The 18,242-nt window shown below is 67.9% G+C and carries 14 protein-coding genes and 1 pseudogene; 8 read left to right on the top strand and 7 right to left on the bottom strand.

The genetic code is table 11. The features are described from left to right. The first annotated feature begins 114 nt into the window (after positions 1–114). Positions 115–1,008: a phenylalanine 4-monooxygenase gene (gene phhA / locus EER27_RS09990; RefSeq protein ID WP_123087958.1), complete on the top strand. Its 894-nt coding sequence runs from the start codon at positions 115–117 to the stop codon at positions 1,006–1,008. Between the two features lie 120 nt (positions 1,009–1,128). On the opposite strand, the gene EER27_RS09985 is transcribed toward phhA, so the two are convergent. Then, positions 1,129–2,499, bottom strand: a complete 1,371-nt coding sequence (locus tag EER27_RS09985; RefSeq protein ID WP_123087957.1) for an alpha/beta hydrolase family protein — start codon at positions 2,497–2,499, stop codon at positions 1,129–1,131. A gap of 48 nt (positions 2,500–2,547) precedes the next feature. Beyond that, positions 2,548–3,255, bottom strand: a complete 708-nt coding sequence (locus tag EER27_RS09980) for a hypothetical protein (RefSeq protein ID WP_123087956.1) — start codon at positions 3,253–3,255, stop codon at positions 2,548–2,550. Positions 3,256–3,301: 46 nt separating this feature from the next. Between EER27_RS09980 and EER27_RS09975 the strand changes: the two are divergent. The 3 genes and pseudogenes from EER27_RS09975 (at position 3,302) to EER27_RS09965 (ending at position 5,827) form a co-directional block, all read left to right on the top strand. After that, positions 3,302–4,508: pseudogene (locus EER27_RS09975) on the top strand (sensor histidine kinase). After that, on the top strand, positions 4,505–5,152 hold the full coding sequence (locus tag EER27_RS09970) for a response regulator transcription factor (RefSeq protein ID WP_123087955.1): 648 nt from the start codon (positions 4,505–4,507) through the stop codon (positions 5,150–5,152). Before EER27_RS09975 ends, EER27_RS09970 begins: the two are co-directional and overlap by 4 nt. A 345-nt stretch (positions 5,153–5,497) precedes the next feature. Beyond that, complete coding sequence (locus EER27_RS09965) at positions 5,498–5,827, top strand: hypothetical protein (RefSeq protein ID WP_123087954.1); 330 nt, start codon at positions 5,498–5,500, stop codon at positions 5,825–5,827. Between the two features lie 322 nt (positions 5,828–6,149). Here EER27_RS09965 and EER27_RS09960 read toward each other — a convergent pair whose 3' ends face one another. The 5 genes from EER27_RS09960 to rpmH all read right to left on the bottom strand — a co-directional run bounded on the left by EER27_RS09960 (position 6,150) and on the right by rpmH (position 11,253). Then, on the bottom strand, positions 6,150–7,184 hold the full coding sequence (locus EER27_RS09960) for an energy transducer TonB (RefSeq protein ID WP_123087953.1): 1,035 nt from the start codon (positions 7,182–7,184) through the stop codon (positions 6,150–6,152). Between the two features lie 146 nt (positions 7,185–7,330). After that, positions 7,331–8,683 carry a tRNA uridine-5-carboxymethylaminomethyl(34) synthesis GTPase MnmE gene (gene mnmE, locus EER27_RS09955; RefSeq protein ID WP_123087952.1) on the bottom strand — a complete coding sequence of 451 codons (1,353 nt, stop codon included), beginning with the start codon at positions 8,681–8,683 and terminating at the stop codon, positions 7,331–7,333. Positions 8,684–8,796: 113 nt separating this feature from the next. Next, a complete protein-coding gene (gene yidC, locus EER27_RS09950) occupies positions 8,797–10,494 on the bottom strand; it encodes a membrane protein insertase YidC (RefSeq protein ID WP_123087951.1) in 1,698 nt (565 codons plus the stop codon). Positions 10,495–10,535: 41 nt separating this feature from the next. Next, positions 10,536–11,057 (bottom strand): ribonuclease P protein component, encoded by a 522-nt coding sequence (gene rnpA / locus EER27_RS09945; protein WP_123087950.1) that lies wholly within the window; start codon positions 11,055–11,057, stop codon positions 10,536–10,538. A gap of 55 nt (positions 11,058–11,112) precedes the next feature. Continuing rightward, positions 11,113–11,253: a 50S ribosomal protein L34 gene (gene rpmH, locus EER27_RS09940; protein WP_031374044.1), complete on the bottom strand. Its 141-nt coding sequence runs from the start codon at positions 11,251–11,253 to the stop codon at positions 11,113–11,115. A gap of 359 nt (positions 11,254–11,612) precedes the next feature. Here rpmH and dnaA point away from each other — a divergent pair, with 359 nt between their 5' ends. From dnaA to gyrB, 4 genes are all read left to right on the top strand, one after another. After that, entirely contained in the window at positions 11,613–12,947 is a 1,335-nt protein-coding gene (dnaA, locus tag EER27_RS09935) for a chromosomal replication initiator protein DnaA (RefSeq protein ID WP_123087949.1), read from the top strand. Positions 12,948–13,225: 278 nt separating this feature from the next. Continuing rightward, positions 13,226–14,326: a DNA polymerase III subunit beta gene (gene dnaN, locus EER27_RS09930; protein ID WP_123087948.1), complete on the top strand. Its 1,101-nt coding sequence runs from the start codon at positions 13,226–13,228 to the stop codon at positions 14,324–14,326. 105 nt (positions 14,327–14,431) lie between these two features. After that, entirely contained in the window at positions 14,432–15,562 is a 1,131-nt protein-coding gene (gene recF / locus EER27_RS09925; RefSeq protein ID WP_123087947.1) for a DNA replication/repair protein RecF, read from the top strand. A gap of 204 nt (positions 15,563–15,766) precedes the next feature. Then, positions 15,767–18,235 carry a DNA topoisomerase (ATP-hydrolyzing) subunit B gene (gyrB, locus tag EER27_RS09920; RefSeq protein ID WP_123087946.1) on the top strand — a complete coding sequence of 823 codons (2,469 nt, stop codon included), beginning with the start codon at positions 15,767–15,769 and terminating at the stop codon, positions 18,233–18,235. The last annotated feature ends 7 nt before the right edge of the window (positions 18,236–18,242 follow it).

The raw sequence follows: 18,242 nt of genomic DNA, 5'->3' as shown, positions 1-18,242 counted from the left end.
CATTCGTTCTGGCCGGCTTGACCGGCGCGGGCGCAGTCACTGCGCCACCTGCGAACCCAGCCCCTGGCCCGTCCCCGCTTGCAACGGAAGGCAGCCGTCGACCCCGGAGCCGCCATGAACACCACCACGCCCAACCGCGTCGAACACCAGCTCACCGACAAGGGCTATGTGCCGGTCTACACGACCGCCGTGGTTGACCAACCGTGGGACGCCTACAGCGACGCCGACCATGCGGTCTGGGCGACGCTGTTCAAGCGCCAGCGCGAGATCCTGGTGGGGCGTGCCAGCGACGAGTTCCTGTCGACGCAGCAGGCGATGGGCATGACGCCCGACCGCATCCCGAAGTTCGACGACCTCAACAAGCTGCTGCGAAAGGCCACTGGCTGGGAGCTGGTCGGCGTCGAGGGGCTGTTGCCCGAACTCACCTTCTTCGACCATCTCGCCAACCGCCGTTTCCCGGTGACGTGGTGGATCCGCAAGCCCGAGCAGCTGGACTACCTCAGCGAGCCGGACCTGTTCCACGACCTGTTTGGCCACGTGCCGCTGCTGATGAACCCGGTGTTCGCCGACTACATGGCCGCCTACGGCCGCGGTGGCGTCAAGGCGCATGCGATCGGCCCCGAAGCGCTGGTCAATCTCACGCGCCTGTACTGGTACACGGTCGAATTCGGCCTGATCCGCCAGGACGACGGCCTGCGCATCTACGGCAGCGGCATCGTGTCGAGCAAGGGCGAATCGATCCACTGCCTGGAATCGAAGGCACCCAACCGGATCGGCTTCGATCTCGAGCGGATCATGCGCACGCGCTACCGGATCGACACCTACCAGAAGACCTACTTCGTGATCGACAGTTACGAGCAGTTGATGGAGTCGACCACGCCGGACTTCACGCCGATCTACACCAAGCTGGCGCAGCAGGACTCGATCCCGGCCGGCGAGGTGCTGGCGACCGACACCGTGTTCAATCGCGGCACCGGCGAGGGCTGGCTCAACGACGGCGACGTCTGAAGCCGCCGCGCCGGGTCAAGGTCGGCGCACCTGATTCCAAGAACGGCCCGGTAGGCGCACACGCCGGGACCGGTTTCGACGCCGGTGGCAAACCTCTCGGTCGCCACCGGCATCCGGGCATTACCGGCTGGCCGCGGCGCCGGCCGCCGCGTCAGCGGCCGTGTCTGTTGCCGCTGGCCACAACGCCTTGCCGTACGGCGGCGCCAGCTTGCCGTTGTGGATCCAGTCGACGAGCAGGCGGTAGTAGCCGTCCGCGAAGCGCGTCTCCGAGCGCTGGCCCTGCGCATCGGTCTCGAACTCGAGGATGCCGTGGTCAGTGTTGGCGAACATCACGGTGGTGATCGGCCGACCCTCGGCAGTCAGCGAGAGCAAACGGCGCTGCGTCTCGATCGACGGCGCCTCGCGATCCGCGCCGGCCAGCACCCACAGTTGCGGCGCTTGCACGCCCCGCAGGGTCGGCATCGGATCGTAGTCCCACGACGTGCCCGGGTCGCGCACGGGGCCGACGATGCGCAACATCCAGTTGCGGTGGCTCAGAACCTCGCCGGTGAACTCGCCGCGCATCGCCGCGTACCACGGCTCGTTGCGGTACAGCGCGCGCACCTCGTCGAGGCGCTTGAAGCCGTCGCGGTACCCCGAGGCAACCACTGCGCCGGTGGCGTCGGTGATCTCGCGCGCTTTCGCCAGCACGTCCGGCGCGGTGAAGCCGGCCGTGGCCAGATCCAGGATCACCTGCTCGCGGTCCTCGGCCAGCGGGCTCTCTGCCAGTCCGAAGCCGACCACGACGAAATCGGCACCGGCGCGGTTGGCGGCCAGCGGCGCGATCCAGCCGCCCTGGCTACCGCCCTCGAAGCCAATCCGCCCGGCCCGTGCGCCGGCCAGCCGCCGGGCTTCGGCCATCGCCGCGGTGGCATCGGCGGCAAGCACGTGGAAGTCCTGGGTGTAACGGCCGCTGGACTCGCCAGTGCCGCGCTTGTCGTAGACGAACACGCCGATGCCGTGCGCCGGGAAACGGTACTGGCGGTGATTGCCGCGCACGGCCGAGTTGTGTTCGGAACCGTGCACTTCGATCACGATGGGCACCGGGCCGTTGCCGCGCGGCAACACCAGTCGGCCGCGCAGGCTCACGCCTTCGCCGGCGAACCGCGTGTCGACGACGTCGAACGCCAGCTTCTTGCCGGCCTGGCCACCGAACCGGATCTGCTCCGCGGCGCATTCGCCAAAGTCGACCTGCACGCCATCGTTGCGGTTGGTCCAGCCCAGGGTGCTGGTCCAAGCGCCGTCCGCACCGCGCGTCAGGCGACCGGTGCGGCCATCGAGCAGACGCCAGCGCAGGGCGTCGTCATCGTCGCGCGCCGCCACGTCGACCACGCTCCCGTCGACCAGTCGATAGGCGCCGGCATGGCAGGCAAGATCGTTGGCGCTGGCGCAACCGGCGATGCCGGCGAGCATCCATGCCACGGTCAACAGGAACGGTTGCGAAGCGCGCATCGGATTTCCTTGAATGGGTGTTCGTGGGGGTGTCCATGTTGGTCGAGCTCAGACCGTGCTGGCACGTGCCGTTACTCCTACCTTCGGGCGCGGCTTCCAGCGGCGATCGACCAGAACCTTGGCCACCAGCGCCACGGCCAGCGGACCAAACCACGATAAGTAATGCAGGGCTTCGCCGTTGATGGACGGGAGCAGGCGCGGCAGGCCAATGCCAAGAAACGCGATGTGCGTCGCAATGCCGTTGCCCAGCATCGCCGTGTAGTGCTCCACCAGCCACCAGCGCGGTTGCTGTCCGAACGCGACGCGATTGCGACGCTTGCGCAGCATGTCCTGCCCGGTGAACAGTCCGACGGCCGAGAAGCCGATCAGCAACGGCATCCCGGTGCGAATGCCGAACGCGAGCGATCCCACGCCCGACAACAACGACAGCCACGCCAACGCGACGTAGACCGGGCCGGTGTAGCACGCGACATCGTGCTTGTCGCGGATCGCGCGCCAGGCGCTCCACGTGCCGGTTGCGGTGATGACCACCAGGTAGGCCAGGAACACGCCAATCACCGGCTTGCCGCGCGCGAAGGCCGCCGCCGCCAATGGCAACGCGGTGACGACGATGCCCGCCATCGCGATCAGGTAGATCTGTCCGACCCGACGGTGCAGCACGCTTCCCTTGCGCAGCGCGGCGGCGCCCCAGAAGGCGGCGAGCGCGACGACTCCGATCGCGCCGTGGAAGGCGACAAGCATCTGGTACGCGGTCATGTCAGGGCTCCGTGGCAAGGTGCGCACAGCGTGTCCGCGTGGCCGGATGCGCCGCAGTGCCCCCAGTCATCGATCCGACCTGCCGGAAGTCACTTTCCGACCCGACGGCATTGCCACGCACCGCGCGCCGCCCCAGCATGGCCGGCATGATCGAACGCCTTCGCAAACTGCTGCTCGACCCGTTGTTCATCGCCGGCCTGCTGACCTGGCTGGCGGTGGCGTTGGCGATGCGCTTCATGGCCCAGCACCAGGCGCTGGGTTGGGTGCTGCTGGTCTCGTGGCTGCTCGCTCTGGTGGTCCACGAGCTGCTGCAGACGGACAGGCCCTGGTTGCGCAATGCCCTGTTGCTGTTCGAAGCCCTTGCCGCGCTGACGCTGATCTGGCTCGATCCGCGTCCTGGCACGGCGCAGGTGCTTCTGGTGATCTGGGTCACGCAGTTGGCTGCTGAGCGCTCGCTGCGCGTGACGCTGGTTGCCGCGTTGCTGGCCGACATCGCCTACTACCTGATCCTGCGCGACGCCAACTGGACCTCGCCGATGCTGGTGGTGATGATCAACGCCGGCTTCCAGGGCTTTGCGATGATGTGCTCGCACTACGCACGTTCCGCCGAGCAGGCGCGCGACCAGCTGGCCCGCGTCAACGCCGACCTGCTGGCCACGCGCGCGCTGTTGGCCGACGCCGCGCGCGACGCCGAGCGTCTGCGCGTGGCGCGCGAGCTGCACGATGTCGCCGGGCACAAGCTCACCGCGATGACCTTGAACCTGCGCGCGCTCGCCACGGACCCCGAGCTGGCCGCGCGCAGCGAAGTGCGCGTGGCGCAACAGCTGTCGGCGGAACTGCTCGGGGACATCCGCAACGTGGTCCAGGCGTTGCGCGACAGTCGCGGGCTCGACCTGGCCACTGCGCTGCGTGCCCTTGCCGCGCCGTTGCCGAGGCCGCTGCTGCGATTGCAGGTCGACGAGGACGTTCGCGTCGACGACCCGTGCCTGGCCGAGGCGATCCTGCGCATCGTGCAGGAGGCGCTGACCAACGCCGCCCGCCACGCCGGTGCGGACACCTTGCGGGTGTCGCTGCTGCGCGAAGGCGATGCGCTGCTGCTCGCCATCGAAGACGATGGCCGCGTGCGTAACGCGCTGCGCGAAGGCAACGGGCTGACGGGCATGCGCGAACGCATTGAAGGCGCCGGCGGCACGGTGGCGTTCACGCTGACCGCCAAGGGATCGATGCGGATCGACGCGAGGCTCCCGGCATGACCGCGCCGCGCGCGACGCCAATCCGGATTGCGCTGGCCGACGACCAGGGCCTGGTTCGCGCCGGCCTGCGCGCATTGCTCGAACGCCAGGGCATCGCGATCGCCTTCGAGGCCGACGACGGCGAAGCGCTGCTGACGCAACTGGCCGGGCAACCCGTCGACGTGGTGCTCAGCGACATCCGCATGCCGGGCATCGACGGCATCGACGCGCTGCAACGGCTGCGCGACCGCGGCGACACCACCCCGGTGTTGCTGCTCACCACCTTTGACGACAGCGAACTCCTCCTGCGCGCGACCGAAGCCGGTGCGCAGGGCTTTCTGCTCAAGGACGCCGCGCCGGAAGACCTGCGTGCGGCGATCGTGCACGTCGCCGACGGTGGCACGCTGCTGCAGCCGGTCAGCACCGACGCGGTGCGCGCGCGCTACCGCTACCACACCGAGGACCCGCCACGGGAACGCTTCAGCGACAAGGAAGTGGCGATCCTGCGGCTGATGGCGGGCGGCTACTCCAACAAGGAGATCGCACGCGCGATGTTCCTGGCCGAGGGCACGGTCAAGAACTACGTGTCGGTGATCCTCGAGAAGCTCGACACGCGCGATCGCACGCGCGCTGTGCTCAAGGCGATCACGTTGCGGGTGATCTGAGCGAGATCGTTCTCGTCGCGGCGTCCGGACACGCTACCGATGCCGATGCCAGCGCGCAGCACAATCATTCGACGCCGTCGCGGGCGCGGTCGGCTTGGGGTGGACGTTGTCCATCGAACATCGAACAGCGCCATCCGTGTTGTCGGCGCACGGCGCACGTTCCAGCAGAGCGCCGCTGCGCGATGCGTGTGGACATGGCGCGACGTCACGCATCGCGAACGCCAGCGTCGACGGCCAGCCGCTGTAACGATTGCGTAGCACCGCGTGCACCGGTCAATAACATTGGCGTCGTCAAGATGCGGGCCTTTCGCAGCCACTGCGACAGACACGGGCCACACTCTTCGCATGACTCTCCATAACGAGCAGCTTCGCAACGAACTGGTGCGCACCGAAGCCACCATGGTCCAGGTCATACGGCGCGCCGGACACGGAGTGAACCCCGGATTCTCGCGACGTCTGGACCAGCATTCGCGTGCGCTGCGATCGCTGCTCGATGACGAGGGCGCAGCGGCGGCGAGCGAGGCGATCTCCGCCGCCAAGCGTGCGATGGAGGCGGCGGACCCGGCCGCGCCGCTGCTGATGCTGGCCATGGCACGCGAACAACTGACCCTGCGCGTGCGCCGGCATCTATCGCGCGCCGGCCGACGACGCGCGGTGAGCGCAGACGCGGGATAGCCCGCAACACGGCGTGACGTGATGGACGGCCGGCACGTGTCGCCCGTTTGTGTTCACTTGTTTGTCGTCGCCCGGCCGTAGTCGTTCAACGCAGACCGGCACCCGGAATCGCGGGCCCGTGCGGCACGGCGCGGTTGTCATAGCAGAGCGCGCTCTGCCATCGGGCTTGCCGGCCGTGCGTCGTGCCTGCGCAGCGTCGGACCAGGAACGACACACGCACGGCGTGGCAACCGGATGCGTCAGGCAGACAGCAAGAAGCCCGGCCAGGCCGGGCTTCTCGTTGATGCCGCTGCCTGTTGCTGCAGCGTTGGCGGAGGCGGGCTTACTGACCCGGATCGAAGCCGATCGTGCGACGCGTCGTCACCGGCGAAGCCACCGGCTGGAAGCGCCACTTGCGGACTGCATTGACCGCTTCGCGATCGAAGATGCGGGCCGGGTTGGAACGCACCACGCGTGCCGAAGTCACCGAGCCGTCGGTGCCGACGGTGAACTCGACCTGCACCTCGCCACGCTGCGCTGCGCGCAACGCTTCCGGCGGGTAGCGCGGCGCCGGCGTCGACAGCGCACGCAGTTCCTGCGCAGCCGGGGCGGACGCCGTTGCGCGCTGCCGGGCGGCACGCTGCTCCGCAGCGCGGGCGTCGGCGGCACGCTGTTCGGCGGCGCGGGCGTCGGCGGCGCGCTGTTCGGTGGCACGCGTTTCGGCGGCGCGGGCGTCGGCAGCCTGCTGCGTCGCAAGCGCGCGAGCGGCTTGCTCCTGCTGCTTCTTCTGATCTTCCAGACGCTGCTTCTCGAGCTCGATCTGCTTCTTGGCCTGCTCTTCGGCGGTCAGCACCTGCTCTTCGGCGCGCTTCACGGCCGCGGTCTGCTGGGTGGTGATGGTGCTCTTGAGGCGGGCCAGCGCCGGGTGGTTCGGGTCGGTCTTCTCCAGCAACGCGGACAAGCGCTGGGCTTCTGCGAAGTCCTCGCGCGTGATGCTCTGCTCGATCGCGATCACCGTCATCGGCAACAGGTCGGTCAGTGCGCTGGACGCCGCGGCGTCGCCAGGCTGCTTGTCACGAAGCGCGAGGTAGTACTCGACCGCGTTGTCCTCGGCCGGCGCGTACAGGCGGTTTTCGGCGTAGGCCTTGCGAGCGGCTTCGCGCAGCTGCTCGACGTCCATGGCGGAAACCTTGTCGGACACCGCCGTCTGCGCCGTGACCGCGGGTGCCGCGGCGTCGGTCGTAGGCGTGGTGGCCGGGCCAGGTGCGGCCGGTTCCTTGTTGCAGGCTGCCACGGCCAGGCCCAGGGCCAGCAGCGCGGTCAACCGAGTGAGGTTGGCAAGCCGGCTGACAGGCCGGCGCTGTGTGTTCACAATCATTGGCAAAGCTCCCCTGAAGTACGCCAGCGCGGCGCACATGGTTAGGACGCGCTAGAGCGCTGCGTTTGTCAAGCATGAACGGCATCGACGGCGGCCGCCGGAGCACGTTACGGGATGCGCGTCTGCCGTTCTACCCCCGCGGGCGCCTATTTTCCGATGCAGAAGCTCGAAAAGATGTGCCCCAGCAGGTCGTCGGGCCGGACCCGGCCGGTGATCGCCCCGAGCTCGTCGTGGCCCAGGCGCAGTGATTCGGCCGCCAGGTCCAGGATCTCGTGGTCCAGCTGCCCGCGGGCCTCGACCAGGTGCGCCTGCGCCCGCAACAGGGCGTCGACGTGGCGCGCCCGGGCGGTGAATGCGCCTTCTCCCGCGTCCTCGCCCTCGCCCTGAGCCAGCCCGCGCAGGCGCCGATGCAGCGCGTCGAGGCCGGCGCCGGTGCGCGCCGACACGTGCAGCACCTCGTCCGTGCCGGGGTCGAACGCCGGTCCCGACGCCAGCAGATCGGACTTGTTGTGCAGCCACAGAACCGAGGCGACCCCGGCGATGGCGTCGGCGACCGCGGCGTGGCCGGCCTCGGGGTCCCGGGCGTCGATCACGGCGATCGCGAGGTCGGCGCGCGACAGTTCGGCGCGGGCGCGGCGCATGCCCTCGCGTTCGATGGCGTCGCCCCCGTCGCGCAGGCCGGCGGTATCGACCAGGGTCAGTTCGACCCCGTCGATGCGGATCGTTTCCTGCAGCAGGTCGCGCGTGGTGCCGGCGATGTCGGTGACGATCGCCCGGTCGCTCCCGGCCAGCGCGTTCAGCAACGAGCTCTTGCCGGCATTGGGCGGGCCGACGATCACCGCGTGCAGGCCGTCGCGCAGGCGTCGGCCGCGTTCGGCGGCCCGCAGCAGCGCCGCCAGCGCCAAAGCCAGGGCATCGAAGCGCTTGCCCAGGCCGGCGCCGCCAAGCGTGTCCAGCGGCTCGTCGGCAAAATCGATCGCCGCTTCGACGTGCACGCGGATCGCGAGCAGCTCGTCGGCGATCGCGTCGACGCGCCGCGAGAACTCGCCATCGAGTGCCCGGCGCGCCGCGCGGGCGGCGCGCGCATCGGCCGCGGCGATGAGATCGGCCACGGCCTCGGCCTGGGCGAGGTCAAGGCGGCCTTCGAGGAACGCGCGTTCGCTGAATTCACCCGGACGCGCCCGCCGCGCCCCCAGCTCGCAGCAACGCAGCAGCAGTTCCTGCAGCACCGCGGGACTGCCGTGCGCCTGCAATTCCACGACGTCCTCGCCGGTGTAGCTGGCGGGGCCCTGGAAGTACAGCGCGATGCCGTCGTCGAGCACCTCGCCGCGCGCATCGCGGAAGCGCACGTGGTGCGCGTGGCGCGGGCGCAGCGCCCGGCCGGCCAGAGTCCGCGCGATCGCGCTGGCGCCGGCACCGGACAGGCGCACGATGCCGACGCCTCCGGCCCCCGGGGCGGTGGCGACGGCAACGATGGTGTCGCGGGCGGGTTCGGTCATGGCGGCAATGGTGGCAGAACGGGATGGGGTTGCCGTCGCAGCGCGGAATGCCCGCGCCTCAAACGCCAAGCCCGCCTTTCGGCGGGCCTGGACGGGTTACGACGCGGGGTGCATCACGCCTTGGCAGGCGCCTCGCCGTACTTGCGGGTCATCCACCACTGCTGCAGCAGGCCCAGGCCGGAGTTGGTGATCCAGTACAGCACCAGACCGGCCGGGAAGAACGCGAACATCACGCCGAACACCAGCGGCATCATCTGCATCATCTTCTTCTGCATCGGGTCCATGCCCGGCGTCGGCGTGAGCTTCTGGGTGGCCCACATCAACGCGATGTTGATCACCGGCAGCACGAAGAACGGATCGCGCGAGGTCAGGTCCTGGATCCAGCCGATCCACGGCGCATGGCGCAGCTCGACCGATTCGGACAGCATCCAGTACAGCGCGAGGAACACCGGCATCTGCAGCAGGATCGGGAAGCAACCGCCAACCGGGTTGATCTTCTCCTTCTTGTACAGCTCCATCATCGCCATCTGGAACTTCTGCTTGTCCTCGCCGTAGCGCTCCTTGAGCTGGGCGATGCGCGGCTGGAACTTGCGCATCTTCGCCATCGACTTGTACTGCGCGGCCGACAGCGGGTACATCAGCGCCTTGATCACGACCACCAGGCCGACGATCGCCCAGCCCCAGTTGCCGACCAGGCCGTGGATCTTCTCCAGCAGCCAGAACAGCGCGTTTGCGATGGCGGCCATGATCGACCACGTGCTGAAGTCGACCGCGCGGTCCAGACCCGGCACGTTCTGCGCTTCGATCTGCTTGACCAGCTTCGGCCCGACCCACAGGCGCGCCTCGGTGCTGGCGGTCGCGCCGGGCGCAATATTGACGCCGGGACCGACTTCGCGGATCAGGTACTGGCTGCCGCCGGTGACCGGGGTGGCGATCACCGAGAACGTGCTGGCGTCGTTCGCGCCCGGGATCCAGGCGGCGAAGAAATGGTGCTGCACCATCGCGATCCAGCCGCCGGTGACCTGCTTGTCGAGGGTGCCATCTTCGACGAAGTCGTCGTACGGGCGCTTCTCGTACTTGTCGGCGGAGCTGAACCACGCCGCGCCCTGGAAGCTGTAGCTCTCCGCGCTCATCGGGCCCTTCTTGACGAGAGCGCGCGGCACGCGGCCAAGCTGGCGATAGACAAAGCCCTGCCACGGCGCGGCGCCGTTGTTGGCGACCTCGTCACGGACAGTCACCACGTAGCCACCGCGGTGGAAGGTGTAGTTGCGGCGGATCGTCACGCCGTTGTTGCCGGTCCACACGAACGGCACGACCAGCGTGTTGCTGCCGGTGGCCAGCTTGAACTCGCGCGGCGCACCCTCGAGCACGAAGCCGGACTCGTGGGTCGGCGCAGGCAGGCCGCCGGCCGTGGTCCAACCGCTCTGTGCCACGAAGTAGTTGGCCGGGTCATCGGCGAGCAGTCGAACCGGTGCGCTGCGGGCGTCGGCGGTGCTCGGATACTTCAGCAGGTCGGCCTGGTGCAGCACGCCGCCGTCGAGACGGACCCGCAGCACGTCGGTGACCACGGTCACCGCGGTCGGACCGGCCGGCGTGGCGCTTGCGGTGGCGACCGTCGGTGCGGTGCCGTTGGCGGCGGGCGCCTTGGGGATGTTCGCGGTCGGAGCGCCGGGGACGGTGCTGGCCGACGGCACGGGCTGGGTAGCGGTCGGAGTCGCCGGCGGCGCGACCTTCTCCTTGCCCCATTCCATCCACAGCAGGGTCGCCACCATCAGCCAGGCGAAGATCAGGAAGGCACGTGTCTGGTTCATGGGCGGCAGTGGCTCGGCCGACGCGGGAGGTCGGCGCAGGATCAGGGGGATTGGGGCGGAAGGTCCGCCGGACAAGCAGCGGGCGGCATTGTGCCGGGCGCTGGCGACAGCGGCAACGCGGCGTCACCGGGTGTCGAACCGGGCGAGGCCGTGGAACCGGGTGTTTGGGCGTGCGCACTGGCGGCCTGCGGGCCACCCGATGGCGACGAACCGTCGGGGCGCAGCGCGCCGGCACGCTTTAGCAACGACTGCAGCGCGGCACGCAGCTCGTCGCCGCTGCAACGGGCGGCGCCGGGGCGCGCGACCAGCACGTAGTCGCCGGTGGCCAGGTTGGCCCGGCGATGACGGAACTCGTCGCGGAGAATGCGCTTGATGCGGTTGCGGCCGACCGCGTGCGGATCGACCTTGCGTGACACCGCAAGGCCCATCCGTGGCTCGGCGTCATCGGCCTGCCAATGCAGCGCAAGCACGGGCAGCGCTACGCGCCGACCATGCTTGAAGATGCGGTCGAAATCCGAACGCGCGCGAACCCGCGCGGTGCGCGGGAAGCGGTTCGATGACATTGTCGGCTGGCGGCCGTCAGGGACGGCCACTGGAGGTCCGGCTGTCGCCGAACGCTCAGGCGCAAAGACGCTTGCGGCCCTTGGCGCGGCGACGGGCAAGAATCTTGCGGCCGTCGGCGGTCGCCATGCGGGCACGGAAGCCGTGGTCGCGCTTGCGCTTGAGGTTGCTGGGCTGGTAGGTGCGCTTGGTGGCCATGGCTCGGCTTCTGCGTGAACGGCGGAAAAGACCGCGGAGTCTAGCGACCTCACGGCAGGCAGGTCAAGTCGCCCCGTCCACGCCCCCCCGGGGACGGCCGCCCATAGTTATCCACCGCTCGGTGGCTCGAAGCTGGGGATCTTTCGCGCAAAGCCTCGCCGGACGTGGCGATGCCCGTGCCAGAGCCTGTGGACTACCCTGTACAGAGACCTGTGGACAAGTCCTGTTCCGCGCCTCTCGGCGGTGGTAGTCTGCCGCGTCCCCAATCAGCTTTGCCGCGATGCGTGCATCGTGCGGCCGGCACCTTTTTGCCCGCCCAGCCGCCCGGCCAGCCAGAACCCGAGAAGTTTGTGAATACGATGGACGCCTGGCCCCGCTGCCTCGAACGCCTTGAAGCCGAGTTCCCCGCGGAGGACGTCCACACCTGGCTCAAGCCACTGCAGGCCAGCCATCGCGACGACGTCACCGTGCTGTACGCGCCAAACGCGTTCGTGGTCGAGAACGTGCGCGAACGTTACCTGGGCCGCATCCGTGAGCTGCTGTCGTACTTCGCCGGCAGCAGCGAGGTCAGCCTCGAGGTCGGCTCCCTGCCGCGCGCCGCGCCGCCGGCCACCGCCAGCGAACCGTCTCGCCCGCGCGCCGCGCCCGCCGCGGCAAACGCCGAGCCGTTCCAGGGCAACCTCGACAACCATTACACCTTCGAGAACTTCGTCGAAGGCCGCAGCAACCAGCTCGGCCGGGCCGCGGCGCTGCAGGCGTCGCAGAAGCCCGGTGACCGCTCGCACAACCCGCTGCTGCTGTACGGGAGCACCGGCCTGGGCAAGACGCACCTGATGTTTGCCGCCGGCAATGCGATGCGGGCGGCCAATCCGGGCACGCGGGTGATGTACCTGCGCTCGGACCAGTTCTTCAGCGCGATGATGAAAGCGCTGCAGGACCGGACCATGGACCAGTTCAAGCGCCAGTTCCAGCAGGTCGACGCGCTGCTGATCGACGACATCCAGTTCTTCGCCGGCAAGGACCGCACGCAGGAGGAGTTCTTCCACACCTTCAACGCGCTGTTCGACGGCAAGCAGCAGATCATCCTGACCTGCGATCGTTACCCGCGCGAGGTCGACGGCCTGGAACCGCGCCTGAAGTCCCGTCTGGCCTGGGGCCTGAGCGTGGCGATCGAGCCGCCGGATTTCGAGACCCGCGCGCAGATCGTGCTGGCCAAGGCCAAGGAACGCGGCGCCAACATTCCCGAAGAAGTCGCGTTTCTGCTCGCCAAGAAGATGCGCAGCAACGTGCGCGACCTCGAGGGCGCGCTCAACACGCTGACCGCACGCGCCAACTTCACCGGCCGGGCGATCACGCCCGAGTTCGCCCAGGAGACCTTGCGTGACCTGCTGCGCGCCCAGCAGCACGCCATCGGCATCCCGAACATCCAGAAGACGGTCGCCGACTACTACGGCCTCCAGATCAAGGATCTGTTGTCCAAGCGCCGTACGCGCTCGCTGGCGCGCCCGCGCCAGGTGGCCATGGCGCTGACCAAGGAACTCACCGAGCACAGCCTGCCGGAGATCGGCGATGCCTTCGCCGGCCGCGACCACACGACCGTGCTGCATGCCTGCCGGCAGATCCGCACGCTGATGGAGGCCGACGGAAAGCTGCGCGAGGACTGGGAGAAGCTGATCCGCAAGCTCAGCGAATAGCCGTTTTGGCGATTACGCACAGAGCCTGGTGGATCAATGCCGTAGAAGTTGTGGACAAGTGTCGCGCCGGTTGCCGATGGTAAAGTTGTCCACAGCTTGTCAGAGGTTTGCCAGCTAGCTTTCAGCAGGTTTTCCATTGCAAGAAATTTCTTGTAAATCAATAGCTTGATTGAGTTTTCCCGGATTTTCGGCGACACCATCACCACCAAGCTTTTGATTTATTCAACAATCCTGTATTGGGTTTTCGCCCATCACAGCTCAGGGGCAAAGGGGTCCGCATGCGCTTCAGCCTGCAACGCGAAGTTTTCCTCAAGCCGCTCGCGCAAGTCGTCAACGTCGTCGAACGACGCCAGACCTTGCCCGTTTTGGCTAACCTGCTCGTCCAGGTCCGCGACGGTCAGCTGTCGTTGACCGGTACCGATCTCGAGGTCGAGATGGTTTCCCGCATCGCCGTCGACGACGCGCAAGACGGGGAAACCACGATTCCGGCGCGCAAGTTGTTCGAGATCGTTCGTGCCCTGCCCGACGGCAGCAAGATCACCGTGTCGCAGGCGGCCGAGAAGGTCACCGTGCAGGCCGGTCGTTCGCGCTTCACTCTGGCGTGTCTGCCATCGAACGACTTCCCGTCGATCGACGAGGTGGAAGCGACCGAACGCGTCCGCGTACCGGAAGCCGCACTGAAGGAGCTCATCGAGCGCACTGCGTTCGCGATGGCCCAGCAAGACGTGCGCTACTACCTCAATGGCCTGTTGTTCGACCTGCGGGAAACCAGCCTGCGCTGCGTGGCCACCGATGGCCATCGATTGGCGCTTTGCGAAGCCAGCTACGAAGGCAGTGCGCAGACCAAGCGCCAGATCATCGTGCCCCGCAAGGGCGTGCAGGAGCTGCAGCGCCTGCTCGAAAACGGCGAGAGGGAGATCGAACTGGAGATGGGGCGAGGGCACATCCGGGTGAAGCGCGACGACGTCACCTTCACCAGCAAGCTCATCGACGGCCGCTTCCCGGACTACGAGGCGGTGATTCCGATTGGCGCCGATCGCGAAGTCCGCATCGAGCGCGAGGTCCTGCGTGCATCCCTGCAACGCGCCGCGATCCTCTCGAACGAGAAGTACCGCGGCGTGCGCATCGAGGTGTCGCCTGGCCAGCTCAAGATCAGCGCACACAATCCCGAGCAGGAAGAAGCGCAGGAAGAGGTTGAGGCAGACACCAAGGTCGATGACCTGGCCGTCGGCTTCAATGTCAACTACCTGCTCGACGCCTTGACGGCGCTTCGCGATGAGCACGTCGTGATCGCTTTGCGCGATGCCAACTCCTCGGCGCTGGTGCGCGAAGCGAGTAACGAGCGGTGCCGGCATGTCGTGATGCCGCTGCGGCTCTGACCCGATCGGCCGGGCACATCTGCTGATGTTCCACGTGGAACATGTGCTTCCTGACACGCCCGGCCTGCCCGGGCGTGTTTGTTTCCGCGTGCCGGAGGACGAGCGATGCAGGTAACGCGCCTCGATGCACGCGGCCTGCGACGGTTCGCCGATGTCCGCATCGAACCCGGCAGCGGGCTGAATCTGATCACCGGCGACAACGGCGCGGGAAAAACCAGCCTCCTGGAGGCGCTGCACCTGATGGCGTACGGGCGAAGTTTCCGCGGTCGGGTCCGTGACGGATTGATCCGTGCCGGGGACACGTCGCTGCAGGTCTTCGTCGAATGGCAGGAGGCGGTGGTTCGTGAGCCCGCCGACGGTCGCGTCGCCGACGGTGCAGCCGCCTGGTCGCGCACCCGGAAAGCGGGACTGTCCCATCGGGGCAGCGATTGGAGCGGCCGACTCGATGGTGAGGACGTCGGGCACCTGGGCGAACTTTGCGCGGCGTTGGCCGTGGTCAGTTTCGAGCCCGGCAGTCACGCCCTCGTGACCGGGCCTTCCGAGGTCCGTCGGCGCTACCTCGACTGGGGGTTGTTCCACGTGGAACAGAACTTCCTGCCGCTGTGGCGCCGGTACGCGCGCGCCCTCAAGCAACGCAACGCCCTCCTCAAGTCGCGGACGGGCGGCAAGCAGCTCGACGCCTGGGATCACGAGCTCGCCGACGCCGGTGAACCGCTGAGCCAACGACGACAGCACTACCTCGATGCCCTTGAACCGGGTTTTCGCGAGCTCATCGACCGCTTGGCCCCCAGCCTGGGCCAAGTCCATCTCTCGTACGCACCGGGTTGGCGACGTGACGAACTGTCGCTCGCCGACGCCCTGCTGCTGGCCCGGGACCGGGACCTGTTGGCCGGATTCACCTCGGTCGGGCCGCATCGGGCCGACTGGCGCATCGCCATTGCCGGGTTGCCTGGCCGCGAGGCCCTGTCGCGCGGCCAGGCCAAGCTGGTGGCGTTGTGCGCGCTGCTCGCCCAGGCGCAGGATTACGCGAGGCAGCGCGGTGAATGGCCGGTCGTCGCGCTCGATGACTTGGCGTCCGAGCTCGATCGACACCACCAGCAGCGGGTGCTGGACTACCTGCTGGAAACCGGCGCCCAGGTATTTGTCACCGGCACCGACATCCCGGTCGCGGTGGCGGCCGCCAATGTTCCGATCACCATGTTCCACGTGGAACATGGTTTGGTCACACGCATTTAACAACCACCGTTCGCGCTCGCGGTGCCAAGAAACCGCCCACCGGGTCGCGCCCTCTGCCGCTGAACCGGCTACGCCGTAAACCGGCACGCACTGGGAGCCCGGCCGGGCCGGCCAGCCCCGGCTGCTATACTCCCGTCACGTATTTCTAATGTGTCCCGACGCGCGCGCACCGCCCGCGACCGCGTCACCGGAGCCTTCTGCCGCATGACCCAGATCGAGCACGACCCGTCGCAAGAACCGTCCGCCGACGCGCCCGTTCCGAACCAGACCTACGACTCCAGCAAGATCACGGTCCTGCGTGGTCTGGAGGCCGTTCGCAAGCGTCCGGGCATGTACATCGGCGACGTGCACGATGGCACCGGTCTGCACCACATGGTCTTCGAGGTGGTCGACAACTCGATCGACGAAGCGCTCGCCGGCCACGCCAATGAGGTCCTGGTGACCTTGCACGACGACGGATCGTGCTCGGTGTCCGACAACGGACGCGGCATTCCGGTCGACATCCACAAGGAAGAAGGCGTTTCGGCGGCCGAGGTGATCCTCACCGTGCTGCACGCCGGCGGCAAGTTCGACGACAACAGCTACAAGGTTTCCGGTGGTCTGCACGGCGTGGGCGTGTCGGTGGTCAACGCCCTGTCCGAGCACCTGTGGCTCGACATCTGGCGCGATGGCAACCACCACCGCCAGGAGTACGCGCTTGGCGAGCCGCTGTACCCGCTGAAGACGCTCGACAACTCCGAGCGACGCGGCACCCTGCTGCGCTTCAAGCCCTCGGTAGAGATCTTCACCGATGTCGAGTTCCACTACGACATCCTCGCCAAGCGCCTGCGCGAGCTGTCGTTCCTCAACTCCGGCGTCCGCATCGTCCTCACCGACGAGCGTGGCGAAGGCAAGCGCGACGTGTTCGAGTACGAGGGCGGTATCCGCTCGTTCGTCGAGCATCTGGCGCAGTTGAAGACCCCGCTGCACCCGAACGTGATCTCGGTGTCGGGCGAGCAGAACGGCATCACCGTCGACGTGGCGCTGCAGTGGACCGACTCCTACCAGGAGACGATGTTCTGCTTCACCAACAACATCCCGCAGAAGGACGGCGGCACCCACCTGATCGGCTTCCGCGCCGCATTGACCCGCACGTTGTCCAACTACGTCGAGCAGAGCGGCCTGGCCAAGCAGGCCAAGGTGGCGCTGTCGGGCGACGACATGCGCGAAGGCATGATCGCGGTGCTGTCAGTGAAGGTGCCCGACCCCAGCTTCTCGTCGCAGACCAAGGAAAAACTGGTCAGTTCCGAGGTCAGGCCGGTAGTTGAGCACACGTTCGGTGCACGTTTGGAGGAGTTCCTGCAGGAGCACCCCCACGAAGCCCGTGCCATCGTGGGCAAGATCGTCGATGCGGCCCGCGCTCGCGAGGCGGCGCGCAAGGCGCGCGACCTGACGCGGCGCAAGGGTGCGCTCGACATCGCCGGCCTGCCGGGCAAGCTCGCCGACTGCCAGGAGAAGGATCCGGCCAAGTCCGAACTGTTCATCGTCGAGGGCGACTCGGCAGGTGGTTCGGCGAAGCAGGGCCGCAATCGCAAGACGCAGGCGATCCTGCCGCTCAAGGGCAAGATCCTCAACGTCGAGCGCGCGCGCTTCGACCGCATGCTCGCCAGTGCCGAGGTCGGCACGCTGATCACGGCGCTGGGCACCGGCATCGGCAAGGACGAGTACAACCCGGACAAGTTGCGCTACCACCGCATCATCCTGATGACCGACGCCGACGTCGACGGCTCGCACATCCGCACGCTGCTGCTGACTTTCTTCTACCGGCAGATGCCGGAGCTGATCGAACGCGGGCACATCTACATCGGCCTGCCGCCGCTCTACAAGATCAAGCAGGGCAAGACCGAGCTCTATCTCAAGGACGATGCCGCGTTGGACGCCTACCTGGCCGGCAACGCCGTGGAAGGTGCGTCGCTGATTCCGGCCACCGGCGAGCCGCCGATCGTGGGTGTCGCGCTGGAGAAGCTGCTGCTGGCCTACGCCGGGGCTCGCGAGGCGATCGCCCGCAACTCGCACCGCTACGACCCGAACGTGCTCGCGGCGCTGATCGATTTCGCACCGCTCGACAGCGCGCACCTGCCGCCCGGCTCCAACCTGGACGCCGAGCTGGAGGCACTGGCCGCACGCCTCAACGACCACGGCCTTGGCAAGCCGCGCTACAAGATCGACCTGCACCCGGCCACTGAAACCCGCCAGGGCGCGCTGCTGGTCACCCGCCGCCACATGGGCGAGGAACTCACCCAGATCCTGCCGTTGAGCGCGTTCGACAGCGGCGAGCTGCGCGCGCTTCGCGAAGCCGCGGTGCAGCTGCATGGCCTGGTGCGCGAAGGCGCGCAGATCCTGCGCGGCAACCGCGCGCAGCCGGTGTCCAGCTTCGCCCAAGCGCAGGCCTGGCTGCTCGAGGAAGCCAAGAAGGGCCGCCAGATCCAGCGCTTCAAGGGCCTGGGCGAAATGAACCCCGAGCAGCTCTGGGACACCACGGTGAATCCCGAGACCCGACGCCTGCTGCAGGTGCGGATCGAGGACGCGGTGGCCGCCGACCAGATCTTCGCGACCTTGATGGGCGACGTGGTCGAACCGCGCCGCGAGTTCATCGAGGACAACGCGCTGAAGGTGGCCAATCTCGACGTCTGAGGCATCG

This window comes from Montanilutibacter psychrotolerans, from assembly GCF_003719825.1.
GTDB classification, from domain to species: Bacteria; Pseudomonadota; Gammaproteobacteria; order Xanthomonadales; family Xanthomonadaceae; genus Montanilutibacter; species Montanilutibacter psychrotolerans.
The sequence above is the reverse complement of the archived record's forward strand: the minus strand, read 5'-3'. Positions and strand labels throughout refer to the sequence as shown.